An 18,737-nucleotide genomic window follows, 5' to 3' on the forward strand; every position below is an offset into this window, starting at 1 on the left:
ACCTCAAATCGGTTTTATTCCTGAACAAATCGCTTGAGGGCGTTTTCAAGGCGGATGAAACCGTCATTGATATCCTGCTGTTCAATATTTAATGCAGGAGCAAAACGCAACACATTGGGGCCGGCTATCAGGGCAATCAACCCCTCTTCCGCGGCGATATTGGTCAGGGTTTTCGCTTTGCCCTGATATTTTTTATCCAGCTCTGCCCCCAGCAATAACCCTTTTCCACGTAATTCACTGAATACCTGATAACGTTGATTCAACGCGGACATCTGCCGGATAAATTCATGATGACGCTCTTGCACCCCGGCCAAAAATTCCTGCGTATTCACCAAGTCGACCACTTTATTGGCAACAGCGGCAGCCAGCGGATTTCCACCAAATGTTGTCCCGTGTGAGCCGGGCTGGAAAGCTTCTGCAACATGTTGTTTAACCAACATGGCAGCAACCGGGAAACCGCCGCCAAGCCCCTTGGCACTGGTCAAAACATCAGGTTCCACACCCATTTCCTCATAGGCATAAAAATACCCAGTCCGCCCAACCCCAGTTTGGATCTCATCAAAGATCAGTAATGCCTGATGCTGATCGCACAGTTCCCGCAATGCTTTCAAAAATGCCGGATCGGCAGGAATAACGCCCCCTTCACCGATAATCGGTTCCACAATGACGGCACAGGTTTTTTCTGAAATATGCGCTTCGATGGCAGCAATATCGTTATAGGGAAGATGGGTAATTTGTTGTGGAAGTGGCGCAAAATCCTGAGAGTATTTAGGCTGACCGCCGACAGTCACCGTAAATAGCGTTCTACCGTGGAAAGAATTTTCGAATGAAATAATTTCATTTTTATGGCTACCGAATTTATCCAAAGCATATTTTCTGGCAATTTTTAATGCCGCTTCATTCGCTTCAGCACCGGAATTACAGAAAAAAACCTTATCGGCAAATGTATTTTCCACTAGCGTTTTTGCGAGTTTTAAAACAGGCTCATTTGTATAGCCATTACCAATATGCCATATATTTTCCATTTGAAAACTTAATGCATTCTTTAATTCATCATTAGCATGACCTAATGCATTAACGGCAATCCCCCCTGCAAAATCAACATACTCCTTCCCATCCTGATCCCATACACGCGAGCCTTTGGCTTTAACTGGGATAAATGTTGCTGGTGAAAAACAGGGAACCATATACTGGTCAAACCAATTTCTTTGAATCATATTCGGCATTTGTTTTTCCTCAATAAATAGGCTACGAAAAGGAAAATAAATTCATATATCATTGGATGTAATTTTTAATTAATAAATTCATTAAAATTATCTATTCATGATTTGATTAGTTTCCAATGACACTGTCTCAATATCTTCCTTATCTTTTGTGATTAGTAATTAATCTCATAATCTCTTTGGGTTTTAACAAAGTCAATACAATACAGTCACAATGAATTTACTTTATGATGTTTTTCACAATTTATAAACATAACTTTATTTTCAATTTATGCATCGTTTATGCATAAAAAAATAAACAAAAAGAGGTATAGAATTGAAGATAACGGGAATGAGATAAAAATGTTCAATAATTATTCATAAATCATGCCAGTATTTTATAGGCATGATCTAAAAAATGTATTTGCAATTAATGATTTTTACTTTTTAAACACATAAAAATATTTAATATCAATTTGTTACAAATAATCGCAATCATTTTGACACCTCATGATAAGAAACCATTCCTTGCTCATAAACGTCTCATTTTCGATGAAATAACACTAAATTTATTGTCAGTTACCTCTATCCCTTAACGGATACAGAATCTACCAAGCAGCCTCTGATTTTTTCAGTAAGCGATCGAGAATGTAACGGAATTGTTACAAACAACTAAATGCTACTGGGTGATTAATGAACAAAAAAAGCTCAAGCATTGTTCACGCCACAAGCTATGTAAAAGAAATAAGTAAAAAATTAATTTGAAAAATAAAAACATTAGAGAGTAATTTTTATTTTGACTTTATAAGAAAATTATATTTACTCAAGAAATCCTTTGTTAAATAATAAAAAATAATTTCAACTTGTTATTTTTTTATTATATTAAAAATACTTAACATGTCTTTTGTAATAAAATCAGCTATTGACTGATCAATTGGCATTCTGGTTTCTTCAAACGCAATGACTCTTAAACCGGTTTTTTTAGCAGATAATATCCCAGAGTACGAATCTTCAATTACTATAGCTTCTTGAGGTGAAACATTTAATAGCTCTAACATATGTATGTAAATTTCAGGACTTGGCTTACTTTTAATAAATTCTTCACCACTTATAACTATGTCGAAATAATTAACTATATCACAATCTGTCAATACTTTTATTATATGAAGCTTTGGTTATGAGGATGCAACAGCTGGTCATGACATCAATTTATTGAATCGTGTATAGTCTGCCTATTTGGAGAACATTCAAATGGTAAATATTGATGTGATCTGCCCGTCTTGTTGTGCAGTTAAAGGGCTCCATCGTAATGGGCGATCTCGTTCTGGTCATCAGCGCTACCTTTGCCAATCTTGTCGTCATTCTTGGCCATTGGAATTCACCTATACCGCATGTCGTTCCGGGACACATAAGCAAATTCCATGAACGGAATGGGATGTCAGGCAACAGCGCGTGTCATGGGAATTGGCCTGAATACTGTCCTTCGTCACTTAAAAAACTCAGTCCCAAATCCGTAACCGAAACTATTGCCCCGGCACTGAAGTGATTGTCTGCTGTGAAATGGATGAGTCGTGGTCATATGTGAAGTCGAAGAAAAAGCCCCGTTGGTGCTTTTATGCTTACGACCGGAGCAGACGAAAAGTGATCGCCCACGTTTTTGGGACAAGAACAAAAAAGACCTTGATGCGTTTGATGGCGTTACTGACTCCTTTCAACATTGTGGTCTATATGACGGATGGTTGGAAAAGCGATGAAAAAATGCTGATGGGAAAACTACAGCCAGCGTTATACACAACATATCGAAAGACCTAACCTGAATCTGCGTCAGCATTTGGTAAAAGACTGACTCGTAAAACGTTGTCTTTTTCAAAATCCATCGAAATGCATGACAGAGTCATCGGATATTATCTGAACATTCATCATTATCAATAAATTAGATTCACGACCATAAAAATAAGAAATTATCATTGGATCAGCAATCAATAATTAACGTTAACAATCTGTAATAAAATTTGAGGCTTATTGGATACACAAAAACATTAACCATCAAAAAACCTCACCAAGATAATTCATCTTTGTAATTAATTTAAGTTATTATTTACATGCGTGGTGATTTTTATCATAGTTATATTTATTAATAACGCTATGCTATAAATCACGCTTGCAGTTTTTTAATAAAAAAACAACCATAATAGATTGAGTAGATAGACATATGAATTTTCATATTCACTATAACCTTCGACAATGGCTTGTTTTTTATGACTCTGATAGCTTATTTATATCGTCAATCTTGGATTTTACTGCTTGTATCGACAATAAGCGCATTAATTAGTGGGTTTGCCGGTGCTTCAATAGTAGGTATGATTAGCCAAGGCGTAACAGAAGAAATTAATTTAACCACGTTCCTCTGGAGCTTTTTTGGTATTTGTTTTATTTTTTTTATTACAAAAACAGTATCAGAAATTACATTATCTCATTTAGCTCAATCGACTATTTTTTCATTGCGCCTGAGTTTGAGTAATAAAATTTTGCGTGCCCCACTCAAAAAACTACATAAACTTGGACGGCACGGTCTTCTGGCTGTGTTAACGAAAGATGTCGATGTATTCGTGCACTCTTTTATGTTGGCACCCACAGTTTTTGGTAATGTGACCCTCATCATAGCCTGTTTCAGTTATTTAGCCTGGATGTCCTGGCAACTGTTCCTTATTCTGGCTGTACTGAGTCTTATCTCAATGTATCTGTTTTATCTCTGGGAGAAACACCCGTTACGTTTGATGACTCAGATGCGTGACCAAGTCGACAAGATATACCTTAATTTCCAAAGCCTGATTGATGGCAGCAAAGAGCTACAACTTAATAAACAAAAAGGTAATCTTTTTATTGATAGAGTTATCGCTCCTGCGGCCAAAGTATTCCAGCAAATCTGTATTAAAGCTAACTCCAGCTATGCTTGGGTCATCAATGCCAGTTCTGTCACATTCTATATCATTATTGGTGTGATCGTTTTTATCGTCCCTATCTGGTTCCCCCAAGAACCTTCGACGCTCGTTACAGTATCATTGCTTGTTCTCTTTTTGTCCGGCCCCATCAGTGAGGTTATCGGTGCCATTCCAGAGTTAAGGGAAGCGGAAGTGTCATTAAATAAAATGCGCCACCTTGACAGTCAACTGGAAGAATCACTCGCAGTACAAATTGAAGGCCCTAATCCATTCCAGAATCAACAGCCGATAGCACTTGAATTGCAAGATGTCATCCACCATTACACAACAGATAAAGAAGACCGCCAATTTGCACTTGGCCCATTAAGTCTGAAAATATTGCAAGGTGAAATTGTTTTCATTGTCGGTGGTAATGGCAGCGGAAAAACAACTCTTGCCATGTTGCTTGTTGGTCTGTTTGAACAAGAATCCGGATCTGTTTTGCTTAATGGTGTGAAGGTAACGCCTTCCAATAATGAGCATTATCGCCAATTCTTCTCCGCCGTTTTTTCCGATTATCATCTCTTTGAGCAATTGCTTAATAGTGATGCGAATGTGACTGAAAAGGCGACTCATTATATTGAAGCATTAAATATGAGCCACAAAGTTAAAATTGTGGATGGCGGATTTTCTACAACAGATCTTTCTGCTGGTCAACGAAAAAGATTGGCTTTAGTTTCTGCTTATTTGGAAGACCGTCCTATTTATCTGTTTGATGAATGGGCTGCCGACCAAGACCCCGTATTTAAACGTCTATTCTATACTGAACTACTGCCTGAATTAAAAGCCAGTGGTAAAACTGTCATTATTATCAGTCATGACGATGCTTATTTTGATATTGCTGATCGCATTATCAAATTAGAAGATGGTCATATTAAAGAATATAAATAATAAAATTCATTAAGCATTAATAAATAATGGCTATCTAACCCAGAAAATTTCAAGTTGCAGCATAGTTAACAAAGCTGCAGCTTGAAAGATGAAGGATAGATAAAAAATATTATTAGCGACATGGAATATATTTTTCTTTATTCCATTGAACTCTTTTTTTTCATTTTAAATGCAAGTGTGATTTTTGTTTTATCAGTTCTCATGTTTTGATTTTTAATGTACCCATAAAAAGGGGAGCTATAGAATGAATTACCCTGAAAAATTGAAATCATTCCCTTTATCGGAAGCTCAAAGCAGCCGATGGTTTCAATACCAAATTGATCCTGATAAACGAGGTCAAAATAATAGTGCGTTTTGTGCTCGCATTAAAGGCTTAACAGCCGGGAATTTAGAAGAGGCGCTCAATAAATTGGTGCAAAGGCATCCAATGTTGCGGGCATGTTTTGGGTTATACCACGGAGAATTGGGCTACTGCATCGCAGATAGCGCTAAGATCACACTCACAGTCCATGATGCCCAACACTTCAGCGCAGCAGCACTACAACAGCGCGTTCAGGACGACTGCTGGCATACTTTTGATCTGACGCATCCTCTGCGGGTTTATGCCAGTTGGTATCAGTGCAGTCAACACGAAAGCATTATGGTGCTGACATTTGATCATCTGGCCGTTGATGGCTGGTCTTATTGGCTATTGTTGGATGAACTTGATGCCCTACTTTCGGACAACTCTCTGGAACCTGTACCAGAAAATAGTTTTCACGATTATGTGGAATGGCAGCAACAGTGGCTCAACAGTGCTAGCGCAAAAAAACAGCAAAAGTTCTGGCAAAATAAATTGGCTGGTAATTTAGCGGTATCGCAATGGCCACCTAAAAATAGTACTGATTCCGCGACAGGAAAGACCTCTTTATATACAAAGATTCCCAAGTCTCTGGCAAATAAACTGCAAGCATTGGCACCAAAGTATGATAACAGCCTGTTCGCCATTTTTCTGGCTGCCTACCAAATTCTCCTGAATCGCTATACCGAACAAGATGACATTATTATCGGCTCTATCATGCCCGGACGAGGCCGAGCCCGCTGGGGAAAATTGGTCGGTGAATTTATCAATCCCGTCGCATTACGCAGCCAAATCAACCCTGACATGACGGTACAGGAACACATCACACAAGCGACAAAAACAGTTCGTCAGGGTATTGAGAACCAGAAATATCCGTTTTCCAAAGTGCTGGAACAACTGAAATTGCAACGTAATGCAGAAGAGCACCCTGTTTTCCAGACAGTCATGATATTTCAAAAAGCCAGATACGTTGGCGATCTGCCTGCACTCTGGATGGCAGAAGATGACAGTGTCACGGTACAGTGGGGAAATGCAGAGTTACGGCCTTTTCCTCACCCTTTCTATGCTGATGTTCCCGTTCCGTTAATGGTCAATATCCTGGAAGTTGATGACCAAATCCGTTATGCCTTTTATTACGATACCACCATTTTTGATACCGAATTCATCTCTCAGCTTATGCAGAATCTCTTGACTCTGCTGACGGCAATGGTAGATGACGAACAACAAACGGTTCATCATTTACCCCTGATGGATGAACCAGCACGTCAGCAAATTCTGCATGATTTCAATGATACCGATAAACCTTTCCCGCAACACGCCCTGATCCACCAATTCATTGAACAACAGGTAGAACGTAGCCCCTCAGCAACTGCCCTAATTTGTAACGATACCCAACTCAGTTACGCCGCATTGAATCAACAAGCAAACCAACTGGCCCACACCCTGATCAACGCAGGTGTTCATCCGGATGATCGTGTCGCTATTTGCATGGAGCGTAGTCTGGATATGGTCGTTGCCCTGTTGGGGATTTTAAAAGCTGGTGCCGCCTATGTGCCGCTCGACCCAGAATATCCCACTGATAGGCTTGCCTATATTCTGTCAGACAGTGAACCGGTAATCGTGTTGACTCACAGCTATCTGCAAGAACAATTGCCCGTGACAGATATTCCGGTCTGGGTTTTGGACAATCCGGCAGATCAGGCCGATATTGTCCGCCACCCCGTCGATAACTTAGACGCCTCTCAGTTGGGGCTGACATCCCGTCACTTGGCTTATGTGCTCTATACTTCCGGTTCAACGGGGTTACCCAAAGGAGTGATGAATGAGCACCGTGGTGTTGTTAATCGTTTGCTCTGGGCACAAGATACCTACCAATTAACACCTCAGGATCGGGTCTTGCAAAAAACGCCATTCAGTTTTGACGTTTCTGTTTGGGAGTTTTTCCTGCCTCTGATGTTTGGTGCCCAATTAGTGATGGCACGCCCCGGCGGCCATAAAGAGCCATCCTATTTATTGGAAGAAATCGAAAAACGCAGCATTACCACACTCCATTTTGTGCCTTCTATGCTGCAAAGTTTCCTCCATTATGCTCCTGCCGGACGCTGCCCTTCCCTACGCCAGATTTTGTGTAGCGGAGAGGCTCTTCCTCATGCCCTGCAACAGCAATGTCTGTCCCACTTTGCTCACAGTGAACTGCATAACTTATATGGGCCGACAGAAGCCGCCATTGATGTGACCGCTTGGCAATGTGTTCCCGATAGTTATAGCGGACAGGTTCCGATTGGGCGCCCTATTTCTAATATTCAAATCTATATCCTTGATGCACACGGGCAACCTGTTCCAATGGGAATCTCGGGTGAAATCCATATCGGGGGCGTTGGTGTTGCCCGTGGCTACCTGAATTTACCTGAATTGACCGCAGAGCGCTTTATTGCGGATCCATTCAATCCCGATCCGGATGCTCGCCTGTACAAAACCGGCGATCTGGGGCGTTGGTTACCTGATGGCAGCATCGCTTACCTCGGTCGCAACGATTTTCAGGTCAAAATCCGGGGATTACGCATTGAACTGGGCGAAATTGAAACCTGCCTGACCCAATGTGCGGGCATCCGGGAAGCCGTGGTTGTTGCTCGTGAAAATGAAACGGGAGATAAACGATTAGTCGCTTATTTGATCCCCGATATCGATTACACCCTGAACATTTCTCAACTGCGTGAACAATTAAGCAAAAATCTCGCCGATTACATGATACCGAGTGCATTTGTGATGATGGAAACTTTCCCTCTTTCACCCAATGGCAAACTCGATCGCAAAGCATTACCCGCCCCCGCTCACTCAGCCATGTCCACCCGTGAATATTCCGCCCCAGAAGGGGAAACCGAAGAACAATTAGCCACCATCTGGCAAGAATTGCTGGGCTTAGATCGGGTAGGCCGCTATGACAACTTCTTCGAACTGGGCGGTCACTCTCTGCTGGTACTACAGCTACAGTCGCAGATCAAAAAAACATTTGATGTTGAATTATCCATCCATCAGCTGTTTTCACATCCCATCCTCTGTCAGCTTGAAGAATGCATTATCGACTCTCTGTTACTGCAATTTGATTCAGAGTCCCTACAAGATATTTATAAATCAATAAGTTAATTTTTATACCTAATGGATTTCACGTTGCGGCCAACCAAGCTGCAACGTGAAAGAGAAAAGGTATATTTTACATTGCTTTAAGTGGTGATAAATAAATGAAGAATAACGAGTTTTCATCTCTACCATTAGCTGAACGCAGAAGATTACTTGAATTAGCCAAATCAGCAAAACTGAACCGCCAGTCTACTCAAAAAACAGAAATCATGACTCAAGGGCGCGATAATGGTGTGCCATTATCTTGGTCGCAGCAACGCCTTTGGTTCCTTGCTCAATTAGATCCGGCTGCTCAGGCGGCGTACCATATGTCAGTGGGTCTGAACCTGCAAGGTAACCTGAACCTGAATGCGCTACAAGCGGCATTGGATCGCATTGTGGCTCGCCATGAAATTCTGCGGACAACGTTCATAACGGTAGGAGACGAAACACAGCAAATTATTGGTGATGCAGATTGTGGTTTTTCCCTGACACAAGACGATCTTAGTCAATTATTCTCAGGGCAATATTCACAACTATCTACAGAACAACTGTCTGCAGAAGAACAAGCTGCGATTGATAAAATCGCTTATTTTGAAGCGAATCAGCCTTTTGATTTTGTTCATGGCCCCTTAGCCAGAGGACGCCTGCTGAAATTAGCAGAAGACCAACATATTCTATTGTTAACCCAGCATCATATTATTTCTGATGGTTGGTCAATCAGTGTACTGATGCATGAACTATCCACCCTTTATCGCGCATTCAGTCAGGGACAGCCTGATCCGATGCCAGCCCTGACGATCCAATATGCCGATTATGTTCTCTGGCAACAAAAATGGTTACAGGGAGAATTGCTCGAAAAACAGGTCAGTTTCTGGCGCAACACGTTGCAGGGTGCGCCGGCACTTTTAGAATTGCCCACCGATCGTCCGCGTCCCATGAAACAAAGCTATGTCGGGAATCGGGTTGATCTCGCTCTGCCCCCTGCATTACATGCGGGGTTAAAAGAACTCAGCCAGCGTCACGGCACAACCTTATTCATGACGTTATTGGCCGGATGGGCTACTCTGCTTTCGCGTATCAGTGGACAGGATGATGTGGTGATCGGCACTCCCGTCGCCAATCGCCAACAACCGGAATTGGCATCGTTGATCGGCTTCTTTGTCAATACCTTAGCGCTACGAGTGCAATTACACGATAACCCCAGTGTCAGCGAATTGTTGGCGCAAGTGAAGACACAAGCGCTGAATGCTTATGCCCATCAAGATCTGCCCTTCGAACAACTGGTTGAAACCCTGCAACCCCCACGCAGCCTGAGCCATAGCCCCATCTTTCAAGTGATGCTGGCAACGGATAATACACCGGGGCAACGACATTTCGAATTGCCGGGGCTAATGCTGAGTGAACGGCCATTAATCAGGGACAGCGCTTACTTTGACCTGACATTAACACTGAATGAAACTGAAAACGGTTTAGTGGGTGATTTAGAGTATGCCAGTGATCTGTTTGACCATGCCACAATAGAACGTCTGGTCAGTCAGTTATATACCCTGCTGACGGCAATGGCCGCCGACGATTCTCAGCGAGTGGCTGAACTGCCGCTGGTAACACCACAACAGCGCAAACAGTTATTGGTAGATTTTAACGATACCGCATTGACCTATCCGCAGGATAAGCTGATCCACCAGTTTTTTGAGCAACAGGCTGAGGCAATACCTGACGCGGTGGCTTTGGTTTATCAAGAGACTCAACTGAGTTACGCAGAGCTGAATTGCCACGCCAACCAACTGGCACACAGCCTCATAGAATTTGGCATACAACCCGATGATCGTGTAGCTCTGTGTGTCGAACGCAGCTTGGACATGATCATCGGCATGTTGGGCATTCTCAAAGCGGGTGCGGGCTACGTGCCACTCGACCCAGAATACCCTGCTGAACGTCTGGCTTATCAGTTGTCAGATAGCTCGCCGAAGTTATTGCTGACCCACCAGCATTTACAGGCTCATTTACCGATAAAAGGTGTTCCGGTCTGGCTGATGGATAATGAGCATCAGCGGAAGAGTGTGGCTGAACAGCCAATACATAACCCTAATGCCAGCCAACTGGGGCTTCTGCCACATCATCTTGCTTATATCATCTACACCTCCGGTTCGACGGGGCAGCCTAAAGGTGTAATGCTTGAACACCGCAATGTGGTTAATTTTATCCATAGCCAACATCAGATCAGCCAGCCACAGCCCAGCGATCGCATCCTGCAATTTGCCACCATGGCATTTGATACTTCAGTGTCTGATATTTTCCCGACATTTGCGGCGGGATCGACGTTAGTCTTGCGCCCGGCACATATCCGTGTACCAGATGCGGAGTTTATCGACTTCTTGAATCAGCAGAAGATCACCATTATGGATGTGCCTACCGCCTTCTGGCATCAATGGGTGCAGGAGATGAAAGCCGGTCGCGTGGGGTTCAGCTCGTGCTTACATACGATCATTGTCGGTGGCGAAAAAGCGGAATACCGCCATTGGGTGGATTGGCTTTCTCTGCCGGAAATCCAACAGTGCCGTTGGATTAACTCCTATGGCCCGACGGAAACGACCATTACAGCAACCAACCTGATAGTGGATGGTACAGACGCATATCCGCTCAATGGCATCATTCCGATCGGCCACCCGAATGCCAATACTCAGATCTATATTTTGGATTCGTCAGGTCAGCCTGTTCCTATCGGTGTTAGTGGTGAAATCCATATCGCTGGTCTGGGTGTCGCCCGAGGTTATCTGAATCGCCCAGAACTGACTGCGGAAAAATTTGTCACCGACCCCTTCTGCAACGATTCATTCAATAAACAAACCGATGCCCGCATGTATAAAAGCGGGGATCTGGGACGCTGGCTACCCAATGGTAACATTGAATATCTGGGGCGCAATGATTTTCAGGTCAAGATCCGTGGCTTCCGCATCGAACTGGGGGAAATTGAGGCACAACTGGCGGCCTGCGAAGGTGTTAAAGATGCTGTAGTCATTGCCCGTGAGGAAACTACAGGTGACAAGCGTCTGGTCGCCTATGTGATACCCCAGCCTGATGTCGTGCTGACACCCACTCAGCTCCGTGAACAACTGAGCACCTATCTGATGGAGCATATGCTCCCCAGTGCTTTTGTCATGCTGGACGCTTTTCCATTGACCGCCAGTGGCAAGTTGGATCGCAAAGCGCTGCCAGCTCCGGATCGGGCGGCTATCGCCAGCCGTGAATATGCCGCGCCGCAAGGGGAAATCGAACAGAAACTGGCAGCGGTCTGGCAGTCTTTACTGGGATTGGAGCAAATCGGCCGCCACGACAATTTCTTTGAGTTAGGCGGACACTCGTTGCTGACCGTGCAAATGGCATCCCGTTTGCGCCACGCTCTCAACATAAAAGTAGACCTGCAAGATCTGTTCACTCACCCAATCTTGGCAGATTTAGCACAATCATTGAGTACCGCCAACCAATCCACCCAACCGACGATATTACCCGCCAGTCGGCAACAAGCGCTTCCCTTATCGTGGGCACAGCAACGCCTGTGGTTTTTGGCACAGTTAGATCCGGCGGCACAGACGGCATACAATATCTCTGGCGGGCTGCGTTTGAAAGGCCAGCTAAACCAAAATGCCCTGCAAGCCACACTGGACAGAATAGTCGCCCGCCATGAAATTCTACGTACCACGATTAAAATTGTTGAAGGCCAGGCACAGCAAGTTATTGCCGATACTGACCGTGGTCTGACTTTAACGATAAAAGATCTTCGTCAGTTGACTGAGGCAGAAAAACAAACGGCCTTTGATGAAGCAACACAATTTGAAACTGATCACCCTTTCGATTTTGCACTGGAGCCATTGATACGCGCTCAATTACTGAGATTCGCAGATGATGAGCATGTCTTGCTGTTGACCCAGCATCACATGATTTCGGATGGTTGGTCACTGAACGTACTTATCTATGAACTGAGCACCCTGTACCGCGCCTTTAATCAAAATCTGGATGACCCCCTGCCTCCTCTGACTCTCCAATATGCGGATTATGCCCTTTGGCAGCGACAATGGTTACAAGGTGAAGTACTGGAAAAACAGGTTAATTTCTGGCGTGATGCGCTGCAAGGTGCACCTGCTTTACTGGAACTGCCCACGGATAGAGTTCGCCCTGCGGTACAAAGCTATCGCGGAGATCAGTTGGCATTTACACTCTCCCCTGAATTACGTGATGGCTTAAAAGCATTGAGCCAACGTCATGGTTCCACATTATTTATGACTTTGTTGGCGGCGTGGTCAATCTTGCTTTCCCGTCTCAGCGGTCAGCAAGATATTGTTGTCGGCACACCCGTTGCCAACCGCCAGCACAGTGAATTAGAACCACTAATCGGTTTCTTCGCCAATACGCTGGCGCTCAGAGTCAGGCTGGAAGATAACCCCACCGTCAGTTCGTTATTGGCTCAAGTGAAAGCCCATGCACAGGAAGCCTATGTGCACCAAGATTTGCCTTTCGAGCAGTTGGTCGAAGCCCTGCAACCTCCACGCAGCCTGAGCCACAGCCCAATATTTCAGGTGATGCTCGCACTGGATAACACCCCAACCCAGCAATCTCTTGAGTTATCCGATTTAGTACTGGATGAACTGCCATTAGCCCGAAGAAGCACCCATTTTGATCTGTCACTTGCCATGAATGATACTGATAACGGCTTGGTCGGTGAGCTGGAGTACGCCAGTGATCTGTTTGATCCTGCCAGCGTTGAACGCATCGCCAGTTACCTGCAAACCCTGCTGGCGGCGATGGTTGAAGATGATTCGCAGCGGGTGGAAGATTTGCCTCTGTTGCAACCTCAGCAACGTGCCCAAGTTTTGGTGGATTTTAATGAGACGGCTCTGGACTATCCGCATCTGTCCTCACCGTCACAGACCATCCTGATCCACCAGCTATTCGAACAACAAGCAGAACGGACACCGGATGCCATTGCATTAATGTTTGGTGAGAATCAGCTGACTTACGCCGAACTGAACCACCAGGCCAACCAACTGGCCCATCATCTGATCGCCTCTGGCGTGCGCCCCGATGACCGTATTGCTATCTGTGCCGAGCGCAGTCTGGATATGATCAGCGGCATATACGCGATCCTCAAGGCGGGCGCAGGTTATATTCCCCTCGATCCGGAATACCCCGCTGAACGGCTGGCCTACCAGTTGACGGACAGCAAACCCGCATTATTACTCACTCAGCAGCATTTACAGGCTCGGTTGCCGCTCCAGGGTGTGGCGGTCTGGTTGCTGGATGATGACCATCATCGGCAGTGCGTCGCGAAACAACCGGTCCAGAATCCTGATGCCCGCCAAATGGGACTCCAGCCACACCATCTGGCCTACATCATTTATACCTCCGGTTCGACCGGACAACCGAAAGGCGTGATGCTGGAACACCGCAATGTGGTGAACTTTATTCATGCCCAGCGCCAGACCAGCGAACCTCAATTGGGGGATCGCATCCTGCAATTTGCCACCGTGGCATTCGATACTTCGGTGTCTGATATTTTCCCGACCCTTGCCTCCGGCGCTACGCTGGTGCTGCGGCCACCCCATATCCGCATACCGGACATCACCTTTGTCGATTTCCTGCGAGAACAACAGATCACCATTATGGATATGCCCACCGCCTTCTGGCACCACTGGGTACAGGAGATGATGGCGGGGCGCAGCGGTTTCAGCCCGTACCTGCGTACCATTATTGTCGGCGGCGAAAAGGCGGAATACCGCCATTTAATCAACTGGCTCTCCAGCCCGGAAACCCAGGCGTGCCGCTGGATCAACTCCTATGGCCCGACCGAAACGACGGTGATTGCCACCACATTATCGCTGGACAGCAAAGAGCCCCTGCCGCTCGAAAATACCATTCCGATTGGCTATCCGTTGCCCAATACCCGCATTTACATTCTGGATACGCACGGCCAGCCGGTTCCCATCGGCGTCAGTGGCGAAATCCATATTGCCGGCGCGGGGGTGGCGCGGGGTTACCTGAACCGCCCCGATTTAACGGCCGAGAAATTTGTTGCCGATCCGTTCAATCAACAGCCTGATGCCCGGATGTATCAAACCGGTGACCTGGGCCGCTGGCTGCCCAATGGCGCCATTGAATATCTGGGGCGCAATGATTTCCAGGTCAAAATCCGGGGCTTCCGCATTGAACTGGGGGAAATTGAAACCCAACTGGCGGCCTGTGCAGGGGTCAGCGATGCGGTGGTGATCGCCCGTGAAGAAGGCCGGGGGGATAAGCGGCTGGTGGCCTACGTGATCCCGCAATCGGGGGTCACACTCAGCCCGTCTCACCTGCGTGAACAACTGAGCAGCAGCCTGATGGAGCATATGCTCCCCAGTGCCTTTGTCATGCTGGACGCGTTCCCGATGTCTGCCAACGGCAAACTGGATCGCAAAGCCCTGCCGGCACCGGATCAGGCGGCGGTGGTCAGCCGTGAATACCAAGCGCCAGAAGGCGACACTGAGCAGCAATTGGCGGCCGTCTGGCAATCACTGCTCGGTCTGGAGCAAGTCGGCCGTCATGACAATTTCTTTGAGTTGGGCGGGCATTCCCTGCTGGTCGTCAACCTGATCGAAGAGCTGCGCCAGAAAAATCTGTCCCTTGATGTCAGCACCGTCTTTTCTGCCCCCACTCTGGCAGCCATGAGTGCCCGCTTAGATCAGAACAGCGGCCAGTCTATCGCCTCGCAGACCATTCCTCCAAACCCGATCCGCGAAGACAGCCTCGCCATTACGCCAGAGATGTTACCTTTGGTGGAATTAACCCAAAACCAGATCGACCAGATTACCGGCCTTGTTCCTGAGGGCGTTGCCAATATTCAGGATATCTACCCGCTGGGGCCATTGCAGGCAGGAATACTGTACCACCATCTACTGGAAACCGAAGGTGATCTCTATCTGGACAGCCAGCTTATGGCTTTTGATAACCGGACTCGCTTGGACAATTTCTTGCAAATATTCCAGCAGGTGATTGATCGTCACGATATTTTACGCAGTGCTGTCCACTGGCAAGAACTACCAGAATCTGTCCAAATTGTTTATCGCCATGCACGATTGCCAGTGATTGAACACACACTGGCAATGGAAGGTAGCGTGGAGAAAAGCGCCGAAACCCAGTTACGCCGTCTCACCGACCCGAGCACGGTGCGCATGGATATCACCCAAGCGCCACTGCTGGCGGCACATATTGTTCAGGATCCTACCTCGGGACAATGGCTGCTCTCTTTACTGCATCACCATTTAGTGTGTGACCACGTCTCACTGGAAATGATATTCAATGAGATGAAAGCGTTCATCCTGGGAGAAAACGACAGCCTGCCTGCGCCCCTGCCTTACCGCAACTTTATCGCTCAAACCCGCAGCGTTCCGCTGGAAGCTCACCAAACCTATTTCCACAAACTGTTAAGCGATGTGGAAGAACCAACCCTGCCCTTTGGTTTATTGGATGTACAGGGTGAACAACATGATCAACATAAACAAATAGTAGAGAATGTCCTCACGCTCGATAGCGACTTGGCGCGTAATCTGCGTGATTGCGCCCGCCAACAGGGTATGAGTGCCGCAGTATTGTTCCATGTGGCATGGGCGCAAGTTTTGGCACGGTGCAGCGGTCGGAACGATGTAGTATTCGGTACGGTTCTGCTCGGCCGGTTACAAGGAGGAATTGGTGCGTCTCAAGTTCTCGGTATGTTTATCAATACCCTACCTATCCGCATTCGGTTGCAGGCACGTACCGTTAAACAAGCAGTACAGGAAACTTATCAGCAACTCAGTGAACTATTGGATCACGAACAGGCCCCACTGGCTGTTGCCCAGCGTTGCAGTGGTATTCAGGCTCCCCTGCCACTGTTTAACAGCCTGCTCAACTTCCGCCACAGCCCGCGTGACGAAACACAATCCGCATCAATGGCCTGGCAAGGCATCAAGATCCTTCGTGGCGAAGAACGCAGTAACTACCCACTGTCTCTGGATGTGGATGATTTTGACAACGGCTTTGCCCTCACCGCCCAATGCAGTCAGCAGATTAATCCGGCTCGCCTGAATGCCTATATGGAGATCGCGCTGAAAGAGATTGTGTCGGCACTACAGCACGCACCAAAGCAATATTCACCAGGACAATATTTACCAGAACAACATTCTTCAGAAAAAGCAATAGAAGCGGTCGATATCTTACCGTCCACAGAACGAACGCAATTGTTGGTGGACTTTAATGACACTGAATTAGTTTATCCACAAAATGAGCTGATCCACCAACTGTTCGAACAGCAAGTGGTACGGACACCGGATGCCCTCGCACTGGTTTTTGGCGATATTCAGTTGAGTTATGCAGAACTGAACTGTCATGCCAACCAACTGGCACACAAACTAATGGCTTTCGGTGTGCGCCCCGATGATCGTGTGGCGCTGTGTCTGGAGCGTAATCTTGGTATCATCATTAGCATGTTGGCCGTGCTTAAGTCCGGAGCGAGTTATGTTCCGCTCGATCCGGAATATCCCATCGACCGGCTGACCTATCAGTTATCAGATAGTCAACCGGTATTACTGCTCACCCAGCAACATTTGCAGACACGTTTGCCTGTACCGAATGTGCCGGTCTGGTTGTTGGATGATGAAACTCATCGGGATAACGTCGCCAAACAACCTGTGCATAATCCTGACACTGAACGATCAGGACTCCTGCCACACCATTTGGCCTATATCATTTACACTTCTGGTTCAACGGGGCAACCCAAAGGCGTCATGATTGAGCATCGCAATGTGGTGAACTTTATTCATGCCCAACGCCAGACCAGTGATCTCCAATCAAGCGATCGCGTTCTGCAATTTACCGCCATTGCCTTTGACACCGCTGTGTCAGAGATTTTCCCGACCTTTGCCGCTGGTGCAACCTTAATCCTGCGTCCTGCTCATATCCAAGTACCGGATATGGCCTTTATCTCCTTCTTGCAAGAGAAGGCCATCACAGCCGTGGATCTGCCGACCGCCTTCTGGCATCACTGGGTACAGGAAATGGCCGCAGGTCGCAGTTATTTCAGTCCTCATCTGCGCATTGTCACCATCGGGGGAGAAAAAGCGGAGTACCACCATTTATCAAACTGGCTGTCCATGCCCGACACTCAGGCATGTCGCTTGCTCAATGCCTATGGCCCCACGGAAACTACCGTGACGGCAACCGCCCTGCCTCTGACAGAGACACATTCATTCTCAGGCACAGTTCCGATTGGTCGTCCGCTCGCCAATACCCATATCTATATTTTGGACACCCTCGGTCATCCGGCTCCTCTCGGCGTGGGAGGTGAAATTCACATTGGTGGCAGGGGCGTCGCCCGTGGTTATCTGAACCGGCCAGAACTGACGGCAGAACGCTTTATTCACGATCCTTTCAGTGAACAGCCCAACGCACGCATGTACAAAACCGGCGATTTAGGCCGATGGCTGCCAGACGGCACGATTGAGTATCTGGGACGCAATGATTTTCAGGTCAAGATCCGCGGTTTCCGCATTGAGCTGGGTGAAATCGAAGCGCAATTGCTCGCCTGTTCAGGCGTCAGGGAAGCATTGGTCGTGGCCCGCGAAGAAGTCCGTGAAGAAAAAAAGAACGGTGATAAACGGTTGGTCGCGTATGTCATTCCACAGCCCGATGCCACACTGGATGCAAACCATCTGAGGGAACATCTCAATATCCATCTGGCCAGCTATATGGTTCCCAGTGCCTTTGTCATGCTGGATGCCTTCCCGCTGACCGCCAACGGCAAAGTGGATCGCAAAGCGCTGCCCGCCCCCGATCGTTCAGCTATCGCTGGTCTTGAATATGCAGCGCCCGAAGGTACAATAGAACAGCAAATCGCCATTATCCTACAGACTCTATTGGGATTAGAGCAGGTAGGACGTTATGACAGTTTCTTTGATTTGGGAGGAAATTCCCTGTCAATTATTCAGTTAATGGCGAGATTACGTGATGAATTCCATCTTGAAGTATCAATCTCGGACATATTTGCGCATTCCACCCTGTCTGAACTCGCTGAGCTTATTGAATCAAGACAAATTGAGACCTTTTTCGCACAAGATGATATCGAATCACTGCAAAAAGAATTGGAGAACTTGTCTGAAGATGAACTGCGTGCCCTGTTAAATGGAGATGATTAATTAA

At 46.5% G+C, this 18,737-nt stretch carries 5 protein-coding genes and 1 pseudogene; 4 read left to right on the forward strand and 2 right to left on the reverse strand.

Features of this window, described 5'->3' with window-relative positions; genetic code table 11:
* Positions 1-14: 14 nt before the first annotated feature.
* Together Xhom_RS13705 and Xhom_RS13710 are read right to left on the reverse strand one after the other, a co-directional pair.
* A complete protein-coding gene (locus tag Xhom_RS13705; RefSeq protein WP_084022946.1) occupies positions 15-1,226 on the reverse strand; it encodes an aspartate aminotransferase family protein in 1,212 nt (403 codons plus the stop codon).
* A gap of 842 nt (positions 1,227-2,068) precedes the next feature.
* A complete protein-coding gene (locus tag Xhom_RS13710; protein WP_071933820.1) occupies positions 2,069-2,353 on the reverse strand; it encodes an HAD family hydrolase in 285 nt (94 codons plus the stop codon).
* Between the two features lie 100 nt (positions 2,354-2,453).
* Between Xhom_RS13710 and Xhom_RS13715 the strand changes: the two are divergent.
* The 4 genes and pseudogenes from Xhom_RS13715 to Xhom_RS13730 all read left to right on the forward strand — a co-directional run bounded on the left by Xhom_RS13715 (position 2,454) and on the right by Xhom_RS13730 (position 18,733).
* Positions 2,454-3,134: pseudogene (locus tag Xhom_RS13715) on the forward strand (IS1 family transposase).
* Between the two features lie 326 nt (positions 3,135-3,460).
* Positions 3,461-5,074 carry a cyclic peptide export ABC transporter gene (locus Xhom_RS13720; RefSeq protein WP_069315183.1) on the forward strand — a complete coding sequence of 538 codons (1,614 nt, stop codon included), beginning with the start codon at positions 3,461-3,463 and terminating at the stop codon, positions 5,072-5,074.
* 244 nt (positions 5,075-5,318) lie between these two features.
* Positions 5,319-8,558: a non-ribosomal peptide synthetase gene (locus tag Xhom_RS13725; protein ID WP_069315182.1), complete on the forward strand. Its 3,240-nt coding sequence runs from the start codon at positions 5,319-5,321 to the stop codon at positions 8,556-8,558.
* Positions 8,559-8,653: 95 nt separating this feature from the next.
* Complete coding sequence (locus tag Xhom_RS13730) at positions 8,654-18,733, forward strand: non-ribosomal peptide synthetase (RefSeq protein WP_069315181.1); 10,080 nt, start codon at positions 8,654-8,656, stop codon at positions 18,731-18,733.
* Positions 18,734-18,737: the final 4 nt, after the last annotated feature.

The sequence above is a fragment of the Xenorhabdus hominickii genome (genome assembly GCF_002632725.1).
Classification (GTDB): Bacteria; Pseudomonadota; Gammaproteobacteria; order Enterobacterales; family Enterobacteriaceae; genus Xenorhabdus; species Xenorhabdus hominickii.